General features: G+C 71.1%; 14 protein-coding genes. 2 read left to right on the forward strand and 12 right to left on the reverse strand.

The window, feature by feature from the left end:
- The first annotated feature begins 28 nt into the window (after nucleotides 1-28).
- The gene (locus tag OG386_RS15300; RefSeq protein ID WP_328788622.1) at nucleotides 29-802 is read left to right on the forward strand and encodes a PE-PPE domain-containing protein; all 774 of its coding nucleotides are present in this window, start codon (nucleotides 29-31) and stop codon (nucleotides 800-802) included.
- A gap of 72 nt (nucleotides 803-874) precedes the next feature.
- Here the strand turns inward: OG386_RS15300 and mnmA are convergent, their stop codons facing one another.
- On the reverse strand, nucleotides 875-2,008 hold the full coding sequence (gene mnmA, locus OG386_RS15305) for a tRNA 2-thiouridine(34) synthase MnmA (protein ID WP_328788623.1): 1,134 nt from the start codon (nucleotides 2,006-2,008) through the stop codon (nucleotides 875-877).
- 61 nt (nucleotides 2,009-2,069) lie between these two features.
- Between mnmA and OG386_RS15310 the strand changes: the two genes are divergently transcribed.
- Nucleotides 2,070-2,750: an N-acetylmuramoyl-L-alanine amidase gene (locus OG386_RS15310; RefSeq protein WP_328788624.1), complete on the forward strand. Its 681-nt coding sequence runs from the start codon at nucleotides 2,070-2,072 to the stop codon at nucleotides 2,748-2,750.
- Here the strand turns inward: OG386_RS15310 and OG386_RS15315 are convergent.
- From OG386_RS15315 to OG386_RS15365, 11 genes are all read right to left on the reverse strand, one after another.
- Entirely contained in the window at nucleotides 2,743-3,906 is a 1,164-nt protein-coding gene (locus tag OG386_RS15315; RefSeq protein ID WP_328788625.1) for a cysteine desulfurase family protein, read from the reverse strand. The two genes, OG386_RS15310 and OG386_RS15315, sit on opposite strands and share 8 nt — an antisense overlap.
- Nucleotides 3,907-4,060: 154 nt before the next feature.
- A complete protein-coding gene (locus tag OG386_RS15320; protein ID WP_150259545.1) occupies nucleotides 4,061-4,918 on the reverse strand; it encodes a thioesterase family protein in 858 nt (285 codons plus the stop codon).
- A 47-nt stretch (nucleotides 4,919-4,965) separates the two neighbouring features.
- Nucleotides 4,966-5,622 carry a trimeric intracellular cation channel family protein gene (locus OG386_RS15325; protein WP_266605178.1) on the reverse strand — a complete coding sequence of 219 codons (657 nt, stop codon included), beginning with the start codon at nucleotides 5,620-5,622 and terminating at the stop codon, nucleotides 4,966-4,968.
- A 189-nt stretch (nucleotides 5,623-5,811) separates the two neighbouring features.
- A complete protein-coding gene (locus OG386_RS15330; protein WP_388619883.1) occupies nucleotides 5,812-6,924 on the reverse strand; it encodes an ABC transporter ATP-binding protein in 1,113 nt (370 codons plus the stop codon).
- Nucleotides 6,921-7,985: an ABC transporter ATP-binding protein gene (locus tag OG386_RS15335; RefSeq protein ID WP_327388468.1), complete on the reverse strand. Its 1,065-nt coding sequence runs from the start codon at nucleotides 7,983-7,985 to the stop codon at nucleotides 6,921-6,923. Before OG386_RS15335 ends, OG386_RS15330 begins: the two co-directional genes overlap by 4 nt.
- A gap of 80 nt (nucleotides 7,986-8,065) precedes the next feature.
- Nucleotides 8,066-9,073, reverse strand: a complete 1,008-nt coding sequence (locus tag OG386_RS15340; RefSeq protein WP_327383130.1) for an ABC transporter permease — start codon at nucleotides 9,071-9,073, stop codon at nucleotides 8,066-8,068.
- A 152-nt stretch (nucleotides 9,074-9,225) separates the two neighbouring features.
- Nucleotides 9,226-10,974, reverse strand: coding sequence for an ABC transporter substrate-binding protein (locus OG386_RS15345; protein ID WP_327383131.1), 1,749 nt, complete (start codon nucleotides 10,972-10,974; stop codon nucleotides 9,226-9,228).
- Nucleotides 10,975-11,051: 77 nt separating this feature from the next.
- Complete coding sequence (locus OG386_RS15350; protein ID WP_328788626.1) at nucleotides 11,052-12,047, reverse strand: ABC transporter permease; 996 nt, start codon at nucleotides 12,045-12,047, stop codon at nucleotides 11,052-11,054.
- 463 nt (nucleotides 12,048-12,510) lie between these two features.
- Nucleotides 12,511-13,251, reverse strand: coding sequence for an enhanced serine sensitivity protein SseB C-terminal domain-containing protein (locus tag OG386_RS15355; RefSeq protein WP_327383133.1), 741 nt, complete (start codon nucleotides 13,249-13,251; stop codon nucleotides 12,511-12,513).
- 94 nt (nucleotides 13,252-13,345) lie between these two features.
- The gene (locus tag OG386_RS15360) at nucleotides 13,346-14,080 is read right to left on the reverse strand and encodes an enhanced serine sensitivity protein SseB (protein ID WP_328788628.1); all 735 of its coding nucleotides are present in this window, start codon (nucleotides 14,078-14,080) and stop codon (nucleotides 13,346-13,348) included.
- Nucleotides 14,081-14,196: 116 nt separating this feature from the next.
- Nucleotides 14,197-14,853: an AAA family ATPase gene (locus OG386_RS15365; protein WP_328788629.1), complete on the reverse strand. Its 657-nt coding sequence runs from the start codon at nucleotides 14,851-14,853 to the stop codon at nucleotides 14,197-14,199.
- Nucleotides 14,854-15,018 lie beyond the last annotated feature (165 nt).

Here is a 15,018-nt window from a genome sequence, read left to right on the forward strand (position 1 = left end):
CCGCCTTGACCCAGGGGAGTTGACCCGCATGTCCACCACGAAGCCGAACCGGCTCGCCCGCCGCCTCAAGTCCGTCGTCGCGTCGACGGTCCTCTTGCTCGCCGGCGCCGTGGTCGCGCCGACCACCGCGCACGCCGCCCCGGCGAACCACTACTACGTCGAGATCGGCGGTACCGGTGCGGCCGCGGACGCACCGGGGTGCACCACGAGCTTCGACTCCGCCAACCGGCAGCTGAACGGGGGCATCGCGATTCCGGTCTGCTACGTGGCCAGCGGCGGCCCCTTCGTCGGCAGCCACAACGAGCAACCGGCCCCCTTCGCACCGAGCTTCGGCGACAGCGTGAACCAGGGCTACTGGAACGCCAAGGCCGCCCTGGAGAACGCCTACCGGGCCGACCCAACCGCGACGTTCACGATCGCCGGCTACTCCCAGGGCGCCTGGGTCGGCGACCTGCTGCTCCAGACGATCGCCGCGGGCGGCACCGAAGTACCGCGCGACCGGGTCGACGGCATGCTCTACTCCGACCCGATGCAGCCCGGAACCGGCTTCTGGCGCCTGGTCCCCCAGGGGGTCCTCGTCCCCTTCGTGGCGTACTCCCCCGGCACCGGGCCGGAGGCGTTCCCCGGCGTCCCGGTCCAGCGCCACTGCATCAAGACCGACGGGGTCTGTGACGCGACGTCCCTGGATTCCTTCCCCGGCTTCCTCCAGCAGCACCCGCGTTACTTCCGGGAGGGCGAGATCATCGCGAGCACCCTCGCCCAGCACGGCGGCAGCGGGACCGTCTGGTACCCCGCGGCCTGATCCCGGGCAGCACGGCGCCGCGGCCCGCCCCGTGGGGGGCGGGCCGCGGCGTCATGTCCTGCACGGTGCCGTTCAGACGGTGGCGGCGGCCCGCGTCGTGGTCGCGATGGTGGCCGAGCCGACCACGCGGGTGCCGTCGTAGAGCACGATCGCCTGGCCGGGGGCCACGCCCCGGACCGGCTCGGTGAAGGAGACGCGCAGCTCTCCGTCCACGACCTCGGCGAAGACCTCGGTCTCGCCGCCGTGGGCGCGCAGCTGGGCGGTGTAGGTGCCCGGGGCGGCGGCCACGGCTCCGCACCAGCGGGGGCGGATCGCGGTGAGCGCGGTGACGTCGAGGGCTTCGACGGGGCCGACGGTGACGGTGTTGTTCACCGGGGAGATGTCGAGGACGTAGCGCGGCTTGCCGTCGGGGGCGGGGTGGCCGATGCGCAGGCCCTTGCGCTGGCCGATGGTGAAGCCGAAGGCGCCGTCGTGGGTGCCGACCTTCTCGCCGGTCGCCTCGTCGACGATGTCGCCCTCGGCCTTGCCGAGGCGGTTCGCGAGGAAGCCCTGGGTGTCGCCGTCGGCGATGAAGCAGATGTCGTGGCTGTCGGGCTTCTTCGCGACGGCCAGCCCCCGCTCCTCGGCCTCGGCGCGGATCTCTTCCTTGGTGGTGAGGGTGTCACCGAGCGGGAAGAGGGCGTGGGCGAGCTGCTTCTCGTCGAGGACCCCGAGGACGTACGACTGGTCCTTGGCCATGTCGGAGGCGCGGTGCAGCTCGCGGGAGCCGTCCTCGGTGAGCACGACGGTCGCGTAGTGACCGGTGCAGACGGCGTCGAAGCCGAGCGCGAGGGCCTTGTCGAGCAGCGCCGCGAACTTGATCTTCTCGTTGCAGCGCAGGCACGGGTTCGGGGTGCGCCCGGCTTCGTACTCGGAGATGAAGTCCTCGACGACGTCCTCGCGGAAGCGCTCGGCGAGGTCCCAGACGTAGAACGGGATGCCGATGACGTCGGCGGCCCGGCGGGCGTCGCGGGAGTCCTCGATGGTGCAGCAGCCGCGGGCGCCGGTCCGGAAGGACTGCGGGTTCGCGGAGAGCGCCAGGTGGACGCCGGTCACGTCGTGCCCGGCTTCGACCGCTCGGGCGGCGGCGACGGCGGAGTCCACGCCCCCGGACATGGCGGCCAGGACGCGAAGGGGACGGTCGGTGCGCGGCAGGTTCTCAGTCATAGCACCGTCCAGGGTACGGGGGAACCGAGCGGGGTCACAGCGCGTTGTCGGGGTACGGGGGGTGGATCACATCGTCGAGCAGGGGAACAAGGGGAAGAAGTCGCCGGGGCGGACCCGCAGGGCCGTGCTCTTCGGCGGGCTCGGGGTCTTCGCGGTGGCGGCGGTGGCCGGCCGGGAGGAGATCGGCCGCGCCTGGTGGCTGATACCGGGCGTGGACAAGCCGCGCAAGGAGGGCGAGCTCGACCACGCGGGCGCGAGCTGGACGTCGGCCTCGCCGGCGAACTGGCGCAAGGCGGACCGCCCGGCCGACTACCGGGTGGACCGGATCGTCGTGCATGTCACACAGGGCGGCTTCGAGTCCTCGGTGGACGCCTTCAAGAACCCGTGGCACAAGGCGTCGGCGCACTACATAGTGCGCGGGGACGGGCACGTGGAGCAGATGGTGCGCGAGCTGGACGTGGCCTTCCACTCGGGGAACCGCTCGATGAACGAGCGCAGTGTCGGCATCGAGCACGTGGGCTTCGTGGACCGCCCGCAGGACTTCACGGACGCCATGTACGCGGCTTCGGCCCGGCTGGCGGCCGACGTCTGCCGCCGGTACGACATACCGGCGGACCGCAGGCACATAGTCGGCCACTCCGAGGTCCCGGGCGCCGACCACACCGATCCCGGCCGCCACTGGGACTGGAACCGCTACATCGGCCTGGTCCGGGCGGCCCTCGAGGCTCCGGCTCCTAGCTGAGGCCCGCCGTGCGGGCGCGCTCGACCGCCGGGCCGATGGCCGCGGCCAGGGCCGCGACGTCCTCCTTGGTGGAGGTGTGGCCGAGGGAGAAGCGCAGGGTGCCGCGGGCCAGCTGCGGGTCGGTGCCGGCGGCCAGCAGGACGTGACTGGGCTGGGCGACGCCGGCAGTGCAGGCGGAGCCCGTGGAGCACTCGATGCCCTGGGCGTCGAGCAGGAGCAGCAGGGAGTCGCCCTCGCAGCCGGGGAAGCTGAAGTGGGCATTGGCGGGAAGGCGCTCGGTGGGGTCTCCCCCGAGGACGGCGTCGGGCACGGCCGCACGGACGGCGGCGACCAGCTCGTCGCGCAGGGCGCCGATCTCGGTGGCGAACCGCTCGCGCCGTTCGACGGCGAGGACGGCGGCCACGGCGAAGGCGGCGACGGCCGGGACGTCGAGGGTGCCGGAGCGGACGTGCCGCTCCTGGCCGCCGCCGTGCAGGACGGGTACGGGGCTCTGGTCGCGGCCGAGCAGCAGTGCGCCGATGCCGTAGGGGCCGCCGATCTTGTGGCCGCTGACGGTCATGGCGGCGAGACCGCTGTCGGCGAAGTGGACGTCGAGCTGGCCGAGGGCCTGGACGGCGTCGGAGTGCAGCGGGATCCCGGACTCGCGGGCGATGGCGGCCAGTTCGCGGACCGGCATGACGGTCCCGATCTCGTTGTTGGCCCACATGACGGTGGCCAGGGCCACGTCGTCGGGGTTGCGCTCGACTGCCTCGCGGAAGGCGTCGGCGTGGACGCGCCCGTAGCGGTCCACGGGCAGGTACTCGACCTGCGCGCCCTCGTGCTCGGCGAGCCAGTGGACGGCGTCGAGCACGGCGTGGTGCTCGACGGGGCTGGCGATGACCCGGGTCCGGGCGGGGTCGGCGTCGCGCCGGGCCCAGTAGAGGCCCTTGACGGCGAGGTTGTCGGCCTCCGTGCCGCCGGCGGTGAAGACCACCTCGCTGGGGCGGGCGCCGACCGCCTCGGCGAAGGCCTCGCGGGCCTCCTCCACGGTACGGCGGGCCCGGCGGCCGGCGGCGTGCAGGGAGGAGGCGTTCCCCGTGGCGGCGAACTGCGCGGTCATCGCCGCGGCGGCCTCCGGCAGCATCGGGGTGGTGGCGGCGTGGTCGAGGTAGGCCATGATCCCCCGATTCTACGAGTCCACCGGTGGCCGCTTGCGCCGCGGGACCCCGCGATGGCCGGCGGGGCACCCCCGGCGCCGCCGGATCCCCCGGTCCGGGCCCGGGCCGAGGTCAGGCCGGGGCCGAGCCGGGGAGTCCTGAATCGGGCAGGGGTCAGGCCGGGCGCAGGGCGCGGGCCAGTTGGCGGGACTGCGCGACCAGGTGGTCCGACGAGTCCCAGACCTCGGCGTCCTCCTCCAGGAAGCCGCCGGCCAGGTTGCGGGTGGTGATGGAGACCCGGAGCGGGCCGGGCGCCGGGCGACGGCGGACGTGCGTGGTGAGTTCCACCGTCGGGGTCCAGGCCACCAGGCCCAGGTCGAAGGCGGTCGGCGGGAGCGCGTCGACGGCCAGGAGCATGGAGAGCGGGTCGGCGTCGCGGCCGTCGGCCAGCTCGAACCAGGCCCGCATCTCGCCCTTGCCGGAGGGCGCGCCGACGGCCCATCCGGCGGTCGCCGGGTCCAGCCGGAGCCGGAGCCGGTCCACGATGGCGGAGCTGCCGGGGATCGGGGCCGGGCCGGCCTCGGGGCCGATGCAGTCCTCGTAGGCGGGGATGGCGGGCGGCACGGCGACGGTGCGCACGTCGTCCGGCAGGGCCGCGAGGTCGCCGTAGGAGGCGAGGACGCGGATGCGCTCGATCTCGGCGCCGCTCTCGTCGTACTGGAACAGCGAGGCCTGGCCGGTGGAGAGGGTGCGGCCGACGCGGACGACCTGGGTGCGGATCACGGCGGGACCGGGCACGGAGGAGGTCAGGTAGTGCGCGGAGACGGTGAACGGGTCCGGGTGCGGGAGGGCCGCCGACAGGGCCCGGCCGACCAGGGCCAGCAGGTATCCGCCGTTCACGGCGGCGATGATCGTCCAGCCGGCGGAGAGTTCCGCGTCGTACACCCCGGGCTCGCCCGCGCGTGCGGTGATGGCGGTGTCGCGGTCGAACTCACTGTCGCCGATGGAGGCCTTGGCAGCTGCGTGTGACATGTAAACGACGGTACACGGGCTTGCTACTAAGCGGTAGCTTTCTTTTGTTACGGCTCTTCGGCCACCGACGAGCGCCTGTTCCAGGCCAGCGGCGCCCGCCAGTGGTAGCGCATGGCGAGGAGGCGCAGGACGAAGGTGGTGACGATCGCGAGGCCGGTGGTGATGCCGTTGAGGGCGTGCATGCTGATGAAGACGGCGACCATCGAGGCGCCGACCAGCGCGGGGACGGCGTACATCTCGCGGTCGCGCAGCAGCGAGGGCACCTCGTTGACCAGCACGTCGCGCAGGACGCCGCCGCCGACGGCCGTGGTCACGCCGAGCGCCGCGGAGGCGGTGAGGCCGAGGCCGTACTCGTAGGCCTTGGTCGTACCCGTCACGCAGAACAGCCCGAGGCCGGCCGCGTCGAAGACGTTGATGGCGCGGTTGATCCGCTGGACCTCGGGGTGGAGGAAGTAGACGATCGCGGCGGCGACCAGCGGGGTCACGAAGAAGCTGAGCTCGCCGAAGGCGGCGGGTGGCACGGCGCCGATGACGATGTCCCGGAAGAGACCGCCGCCCAGGGCCGTGACGAGCGCGAGGACGGCGATGCCGAAGACGTCGAAGTTCTTGCGGACGGCGAGCAGGGCGCCTGCGGTGGCGAAGACGAAGATGCCGGCGAGATCCAGGGCATGCTGGATCCCGGGCGGGAAGAGATCGTGGAGCACCGGGCCATTGTCACCTGCGGCGGGCTCGGCAGAATGCGGGGCTCCGCCGAGTCCGGTGTGCGGTGCGGCGCCGCTGCCGGGGCTCCGCCCCGGACCCCGCGCCTCAAACGCCGGCGGGGCTGAAAGGGGGCCGGAGTCGTCCGGTGGGGCCGCAACCGCGTCGAAGGCGGTTTCGGCCCCACCAGGTGGTCACTCCGTGACCGTCGCCACCGCGTCCGCCGCGCCCGGCAGGGGCTGGTCGCCCGGTGCCTGGTCGGGCGCGTTCTCCGGGTGGTGGCAGGCCACCTGGTGGCCCGGCTTCAGCGCCAGCAGCGGCGGCTCCTGCGTCGCGCAGATCTGCGTGGCCTTCCAGCACCGGGTGTGGAAGCGGCAGCCGCTCGGCGGCGAGATCGGCGACGGGACGTCGCCCTTGAGCAGGATGCGGCCGCTCTTGGCGCCGCGCCGCCTCGGGTCGGGCACCGGCACGGCCGACATCAGGGCCGTGGTGTACGGGTGCATGGGCGCCCCGTACAGCCCCTTGTTGTCCGCCAGCTCGACGATCTTGCCGAGGTACATCACGGCGATGCGGTCCGAGACGTGCCGGATGACCGACAGGTCGTGCGCGATGATCACGTAGGTGAGGCCGAGCTCGTCCTGGAGGTCGTCCAGCAGGTTCACCACCTGCGCCTGGATCGACACGTCCAGCGCCGAGACGGGCTCGTCCGCGACCACCAGCTTCGGCTTCAGCGCCAGGGCCCGCGCGATGCCGATGCGCTGGCGCTGGCCGCCGGAGAACTCGTGCGGGTAGCGGTTGTAGTGCTCGGGGTTGAGGCCCACGAGCGAGAGCAGTCGCTGGACCTCCGCCTTGAGCCCGCCCTCCGGGTTGACCTTCTGGAGCTTGAACGGCGCGCTGACGATGGTGCCCACGGTGTGGCGCGGGTTCAGCGAGCCGTACGGGTCCTGGAAGATCATCTGAACGTCACGGCGCAGCGGGCGCATGCCCGAGACCCCGAGGTGCGTGATGTCCTTGCCCTCGAACTCGATGGAGCCGCCGGTCGGCTCCAGCAGCCGCGTGATCAGCCGGCCCATGGTCGACTTCCCACAGCCGGACTCGCCGACGATGCCGAGGGTCTCCCCGCGCCGGACGTCGAAGTCGAGGCCGTCGACGGCCTTGACCGCGCCCACCTGGCGCCGGATCAGCCCCTTGGTGATCGGGAAGTGCTTCGCCAGGCCGGTGACCTTGAGCAGGACCTCGGGAGAGTCCGTGGCCTGCGCGGGAATGACCGCCGTTTCCGGCTTCTTCGTGTCAGGCGTTTCGGTCACAGCTTCGGCGCAATCTCTTCGGTCCAGATCCGGGTCCGCTCTTCCTGCGACATGTGGCAGGCGGACCAGTGGCGGCTGTCGTCCTGGGTGAGCTCGGGCCGGACCGTACGCGTCACGTTGCCCTTGGGCACGTCGGCGTACGGGCAGCGCGGGTTGAAGGCGCAGCCGTCGGGGATGTTGATGAGGCTGGGCGGGGAGCCCTTGACCGGGATGAGGCGCTCGCTCTGCTCCCGGTCGATGCGCGGCATCGAGCCCAGCAGGCCCCAGGTGTAGGGGTGGCGGGGCTCGTAGAACACCTTCTCGGCGGTGCCCCGCTCGACGCACCGGCCGCCGTACATCACGAGGATCTCGTCGGCCATCTCCGCGACCACGCCGAGGTCGTGCGTGATCATGATGACGGCGGAGCCGAACTCCTTCTGCAGATCCCGGATCAGGTCCAGGATCTGCGCCTGCACGGTGACGTCCAGCGCCGTGGTCGGCTCGTCCGCGATCAGCAGGTCGGGGTTGTTGACCAGCGACATCGCGATCATCGCGCGCTGGCGCATGCCGCCGGAGAACTGGTGCGGATAGTCGTCGACGCGCTTGCCCGGCTCGGGGATGCCCACCCGGTCGAGCATTTCGACGGCCCGCTTGCGCGCCGTCTTCTTGTCGACGTCGTTGTGGACGCGGTACGCCTCCACGATCTGGGAGCCGATCGTGTAGTACGGGTGCAGCGCGCTCAGCGGGTCCTGGAAGATCATCGCCATGTCGCGGCCCCGCAGCCGGCGCACTTCCTCGGGGTCGGCGGAGAGCAGTTCCTTGCCCCCGAGCCAGATCTCGCCCGACATCTCGACCTTGGAGCGGTCGGCGTTGCCCGCCCGGTGCAGGCCCATGACGGCCAGCGACGTGACCGACTTGCCGGAGCCGGACTCGCCCACGATGCCGAGGGTCCGGCCCTTCTCCAGTTGGAAGGAGAGCCCGTCGACGGACTTCACGAGGCCGTCGTCGGTGGGGAAGTGGACCTTGAGGTCGCGTACGTCGAGGAAGGCCTCGGAGGGAGGGCCGTCACCCGGTCCCGCCACGAGCGCCGTGGCGGTGGCGGTGTGCGCGGCACGGTCGGCAGCGGCCGCGCCGGCCTCGCTCCCCTTCGGAGTCGGATCGGTCACGACAGCCTCACCCTCGGGTCGATGATGGCGTAGACGAGGTCCACCACCAGGTTGCACAGCACGATGAAGGCTCCGGCGAAGAGGGTCACCCCGAGGATCTTCGGCAGGTCGTTCACCGCGATGGCGTGGTACGCGTACTCACCGATGCCGTGGTACGAGAAGACCGTCTCGGTGACGATGGCACCGCCGAGGAGCAGCCCGAAGTCCATGCCGAAGATGGTCACGATCGGGGTCAGCGCGGAGCGCAGCCCGTGGCGGGTGATGACCACCCGTTCGCGCAGGCCCTTGGCGCGCGCGGTGCGGATGTAGTCCTCGCTCATGGTCTCCAGCATCCCGGCCCGGGTGAGCCGGGCGTAGAGCGCGGAGTAGAGGAAGGCCAGCGTGCTCCAGGGCAGGACCAGCCCCTGGAACCAGGCGGCCGGATCCTCGGAGAAGTCCACGTACACGTTGGTGAACACGGGCCAGTTGAAGACGAAGACCGCCAGCGAGAGCGTGCCGGTGAAGAACATCGGCAGCGAGACGCCGGCGAGGGCCACGCCCATCGCGAGCCGGTCGAAGAGCGAGCCCGGGCGCAGGGCCGAGACCACGCCCGTGGTCACACCGGTGATCAGCCAGATGACGGCTGCTCCCAGGGTGAGGGAGGCGGTGATGGGGAGCCGGTTGACGATGTCGGGCCAGACCTCGACGTGGTCCTTGAAGGAGTAGCCGAGGCAGGGGGCGTTGCACTGCGAGGGGTCGGGGCCGTAGTTGAACTCGCGGCCCACGAAGACGCCCCGCAGGAAGTCCCAGTACTGCGCGTACAGGGGCTGGTCGAAACCGAGGTTCTTCTTGACCGCGGCGATGGACTCGGGCGAGGGGTTCTTGCCCACGTACTGGGTGGCCAGCGAGTCGGCCGTGCCGCCGGCCAGCCGGGGCAGCAGGAAGAAGATCGCGAAGGTGATCGCGCTGACAACGAGCAGCAGGAACACCGCGGCGAACAGCCGCCGGACGATGTACACAAACACGGGGGTCGGCTTCGGCGTCCGCCGGTCCGCCCCGCACCCCGGTCGGGGGCGCGGGACGGACCGGCGCGCGCACTGCTGCCTTCACCTGCCTTCCACGGTTCTGGCAGATCTGGCTGAGAGGGTCGAACTGCCTGAGGACTTGACGTCCGGGGTTACTTCAGGCCGATGTTGAGGTAGTCGTACTGACCGCTCCACGCCGGGTTGGAGACCACGTTGGTGATCTTGGGCGAGCGGTAGTGCAGCACCTTGAAGTAGGTCAGGGGCACGATGACCGCCTGGTCCATGACCTTCTTGTCGATCTCGCCGTAGACCTTCTCGCGGGCGGCGGAGTCGGTGTTGGCGATGTTGTCGTTCAGCATCTTGTTGATCTCGGGGTCGTTCAGCTGCGACAGGTTGGTGTTGCCCGTCTTGCTGATCGAGTCACCGTGGACGACCTGCTGGAGGAAGCCGAAGCCGCTCGGCCAGTCGGCGCCCCACTGCATCATCATGAGGCCGATCTTGTTGTCCTCGGTGAACTTCGGGACGCCCGCGTAGTCGCTGAAGTACTTGCCGGCCGGGAACTGCTCGATCTTGACCGTGATCCCGATCTTCTTCAGGGACGCCTGGATGGCCGTGGCCATGTCGACCTCGCCAGCGCGGTCGTTGCGCGCGGTGATGGTGGTCTCGAAGCCGTTCGGCTGACCGCAGGCGGTCAGCGCGGCCTTGGCCTTGGCCTCGTCGCCCTTGTCGTCCGGGGTCTTGTAGGTGTTGAAGTCCACGTGACCCGGGATGTCGGTCGGCAGGACGGTGCTGGCGATCGCGCCGCGGATGGGGCCGCCGAAGGCGGTCTGCACCGAGACCTTGTCGATCGCGTACTGGACCGCCTTGCGGCACTCCACGTTGTCGAACGGGGCCACCTTGGTGTTCATCGCCATGTAGACCAGGCGACCACCCTCGGCGTTGTCGGTGTTGGGGTCCTTCGAGGTCAGCAGCTCGGTCTGGGTCTGCTGGGCCACACCGTTACCGACGATGTCGATGTGGGTGTTGCCGGCCTTCAGGTTGGAGTCGATCGTCTCCTGGTTGACCTTCAGCTTGACGACGATCTTCTCCGGGAGCTGCTTGCGCAGCGGGTCCGTGGAAGCGTCCCAGTTCGGGTTGCGGACCAGGACGGCCTGCTTGTCGTGCTCGTAGCTCTCGAACATGTACGAGCCCGAGGAGACGATGTTCTTCACATAGTCCGCGCCGTTGTCCTTCGCCTTCGGCACGGGGGCCGACTGCGGGTTGGCCAGCAGGTAGTCGAACTCGGCGAAGGGCTGCTTCAGCTTGAAGACGATCGTCTGGTCGTCGGGGGTCTCGATGGACTGCAGCCCCGTGTCGGACTTGTCCTTGTACGGGCCCTCGTACGGGGTCTCGTTGTTCTTGAGGTACTGCGCGAGGTAGTTCGGGCCGTTGGAGTGCACGTCACGCGCGAAGTTGCTGCGCTCGACCGCGTACTTGACGTCCTTGGAGGTGACCACCGAGCCGTCGCTGTACTTGACGCCCTTGCGCAGCTTGTACGTCCAGGTGGCGCCGCCGTCGCTCGGCACGCCGAGGCTCTCGGCGAGGTCCGGGACCACCTTGTTGCCCTCGGCGCCCGGGGCGGGCGCGAAGGTCGTCAGCGGACGGGCGTACAGGCGGCTGAAGTTGAAGACGAAGCCGTAGTACGTGTTGCCGGGGTCGAAGGAGTCGGGGGTGTCGGACGCCTCGTAGACGACCGTCCCGCCCTTCTTGTCCGAGGCGTTGACCACGGCCTTGACGGCGGCGTTGGCGCCGGCCGACTTGTCGTCGCCGCCGGTCTTGTCACCACCATTGCAGGCGGAGGCGGTGAGGGCGACGGTGATGGCGGCGGCAAGCACCGCGGCTGTTCTCGACCTGCTTCTCATGGCGGAGTGATGCCCCCTGATTCGGAGTGATGGTGGGTACTGGCGGACCTCGGCCGGGTGCCCGAGGAGCGGGAGGGTCAGCGCGAGCTCTTGGGGTCCAGGGCGTCGCGCAGACCGTCGCCGAGGAGGTTGAAGGCGAGCACGGTGACGAAGATCGCCATGCCCGGGACGACCATGAACATCGGGTCGACCTTGTAGTAGGCGACGGCGGAGCTGAGCATTCCGCCCCATGAGGCCTGCGGCGGCTGGATGCCCACGCCGAGGAAGCTCAGGGAGGCCTCGAAGAGGATGTTGGTCGGGATGAGCAGCGTGGAGTAGACGAGGATCGGCGCCATCAGGTTCGGCAGCAGCTCGCGGAAGACGATGAAGGGGCCGCGGGCTCCGAGGCTGCGGGCCGCGTCGACGAACTCCCGCTCGCGCAGCGAGAGGGTCTGGCCGCGCACGATGCGTCCGATGTAGGGCCAGCTGAAGAAGCCGATCACGAAGATCAGCACGCTGATGTGCAGCGGCAGTCCTTCGAGGCCGAAGGCCCCGCCCTGGAGGGCGGCCGAGATGGAGATCGCGAAGAGCAGCAGCGGGAAGGCGAGGAAGGTGTCCATCATGCGGCTGATCACCGTGTCGGCCCAGCCTCCGTAGTACCCGGCGATGACGCCCAGCACGGAGCCGATGAACACCGAGACCACGGTCGATCCGAAGGCGACCAGCAGGGAGACCCAGGAGCCTTCCAGGATGCGGGTGGCGATGTCGCGGCCGAACTTCGGCTCCACGCCCAGCGGATGCTCCAAGCTGATGCCGCCGAAGGAGCCGATGGGGGTGGCCAGGGAGGGGTCGATGAGGTCCTGGTGCAGGGCGTCCGGGTCCAGCCCGAACATCCACTGGATCGGCTGCGAGAGCATGGCCAGGACCACCAGCAGCAGCACGACCATGCCGCCGGCCATCGCCACCTTGTCGCGCTTGAGTCTGGTCCACGCGATACGGCCGAGCGACCGTCCCTCGATCGCCTTGCGCGGAACCTCGGAGGTGGCCACGGCTGCGGGCTCGGCCGCGCTGGTGTCCTGCAGTGGTGCCGTCATCGTGGTGGGACCCCTCTCGGCCGACATCGGTCGGCCCATGCCCGCCGCTGTGGCGGCTTGGTTCAATCGGCGTCGCTGGTGGTGCGATTGGCACGAAATGTGCCGGAAGTGCACGTGAAGGGCTGGTGTTTGCGAGATGGACCGGCCTTCGGTGGGGTGGAGTCTTCAACGCCCTCTCGAGCGCCCGCCAGACCCCCCGGGGATGTGATGCGCAACCGTGATCTACGCCTACACCTTCCGTTATCCGAACCCCGGGATCTGTTGAGCGGTGAAACACCGCCCGTTCGGCACGGAACGGACATGACGCCCAACTACCCTTTCGGGCATGGATCTTGGGCGGATTCACCGAATGCGCCGAAGGCCGCACCGATGGGGATCGGTGCGGCCTTCGAGAGGGATGCCCCCATGTCCGGACATCGCGGAACGCTTACCCCGGGTCAGTACGCCGGGTCAGTACGCCGGGTCAGTACGCCGGCGCCTGGCCCTCGCGGTCGTAGAAGGGGCGGGTCTGCGCGCGCAGCCACATGGCGACGGGGTCGTGCTCGTCCCCCAGTGCGACCGTGCACACCGGGACGCCCTCGGGGACCACACCGACCGACTGCCGCATCATCTCCCGTACGGATTCCAGCGCGGGCGCGGAGGCGTCGTACAGGTCGAGCCCCACCGCGAGGTACGGGGAGCCGAGCGCGGGCTGCACCCACGCGCGGCGCAGCGACCGCACCGCCGGAGTGCGGTGCGCGTGCTGGGTCAGCAGCCCGTAGAACTGCGGGAGCTCGATCGCGGGCTCGGACAGGCGCAGCGGGCCCGCCGGCATCCGGTCCAGGCCGGTGGCGATCCGGCGCAGGTCGGCCCAGGGCACGCCGAGGCCGCCGCCCTGGGCGTGCGGGTTGAGCCACAGGCCCCAGCGGTCGGGGTACAGCGCGCGGGCGATGTCCCGCCCGGTGACCACCTCGTAGCCCCGGTTCCAGCCGCTGGCGGCCAACTCCTGGGGGGAGGTGACGCAGGGCGCGTAGCCCAGGCTGTCGACCTCCATGCCGCCGTACTGGGCGTCCGGGGAGCCCGGCTGCCCCTGCCAGAGCAGCATCCACAGCCGGCCCTCGGCGAGGGCGTGCAGGAGTGACTCGTAACTCTCGTAGCGCCCGGGAGTCACCTGGCGCATCATGTGCTCGACCTGCCCGGCCGCGGCCGTGCCTGACGCACTCACCCGGAACCCCTCTTCGTCCGCCCGTCGCTCCACGCGTGTCCTCCGAACCGGCAGTCGCGCGTGCGGCCAGGAGATGTAACCAGCTTAAGCGGCCCTACGGCAGGTAGAAGGGGCGTACGCGCTCACGAATCCAGTCCGTGACCGGGTCCTGGACGGCGTCCAGCAGGATCAACTGCACGGGCCACGGCGGCGGGACCCGGGTCAGGGCCCGTCCGAGAGCCTCCATCGGCGCGCCCTGCATCTCGGGTTCCCATCCCACCAGGCGGACACCGACGAACAGCTGGGGCTCCCCGCCCTCGATGCTGGCGAGGCAGCGGTGCGCGGCGGCGACCACCCCGGTGGCCCGGAACTCCTCGGTGGCGGCGGCCAGGAAATCCACCGGATCGTCCTGCCAGTCCGGCTCGAAGAGCCGGACCCGGCCGCCGGTGGCCGGGCCGTCGAGCACGGTCCGGCCGCTGCGGCAGAGTTCCGCGACGGCGGGCGGCGGGAGCGGTACGCCGACGGCGCCCTCGGGATTGAGGGCTATGCCGAGCTGCGGGGGCAGGCCGCGGGCGAACTCGATGGCCGGAGCCACCGCGAAGTCCATGCCGGGGCCGACGCAGGCGAGGAACTGGGCCTCGGAGCTGTAGACGGGGACGTACGCCGCTCCGCCGATGTCCATGGTGGGCAGGTCGAGGCCGGCCGTCGTCGGGCCGCCCCCGCCGGGCAGGGGCACCCACACCCGGCTGCGTCCGAGGACCTCCAGGATCCGTCCCCCGGCGTCCGGCTGCCCGAGCGCCGCCCCGAGCACCTGCTCCAGCTCATTCCCCGGCCAGCCGCTGCCCTGCATCTGCCCCTGCCTCTGTCTTGTTTCCCGCGCGTGTCGCCCCGCAGGGTACCGGCCCCGTGTGCCGCACCGTTGCCGGGGGCGGCCGCCGGGGCCCGGCAGTGGCGCGGCCGCCGGGCTCAGGTGGTGAAGGCGATGCGGGTCACCGTCGCGGCGGAGGCCCGGTCCAGCAGGGTCACCGAGGCGCAGCCCGCGGGCGGGCGGCCCGCTTCGGCCTCGCGCAGCAGCCGGGTCACCGCGCCGCGGTGGCGGGCGAAGGCGTAGGCGGAGACCCGGCGGCCGCGCGCGGCCTGCCCGGAGAGGGCCTCCTCGGGACTGCTGTCCAGCAGGAGCAGGTGCAGCGCGCGGCCCCGGCGGCGCGCTGCGGCCGCGAGCAGTCCGCGCACCCAGGACTGCGTTCCGCAGTCGTGGACGACCACGGAGGCTCCGGAGCGCAGGATCCGCCACAGCCCCCAGTAGTGCGCGGCGCGCACCAGCGGCCGGTACACCGCGTACGGCAGCGGCGCGGGCATGCGGCGCTCCCAGCGCTCACGGGTGTCCTGGGAGTCCACGGCCCCGCCCTCGGCGGCCGCCCGCTTGATCAGCGTGCTCTTGCCGCCGCCGGGCAGGCCGGACACCACGACGATGTCCCCGGCCGCGAAGCCGAGCGGGCTCGGGGCGCGCAGGGCCGCTCCGCGCAGGTCGCGTACGAGGCCGAGGCCGGTACCGGCCGCCCTCTCGCGCTCGCGCGCCCCGCGCTGTGCGGGCACCGCCTCCACGGTTCCTGTCGTCGTCACCACTCCGAATCTCCGCACAGTGTTCGCCTCCCCCGAATCGGGTCACCAGGACCCTTGCCCACTGAGTGTAAAGAGACGGTAATCCGGCGGCCCTGGTTCCGGTCCGACTCTTCGGAGGGCCGTACGAACTTTCGGACCCCGCCGCCCGATCTCGGGCATGGCGTG

This window comes from Streptomyces sp. NBC_00273 (assembly GCF_036178145.1).
GTDB lineage: Bacteria > Actinomycetota > Actinomycetes > Streptomycetales > Streptomycetaceae > Streptomyces.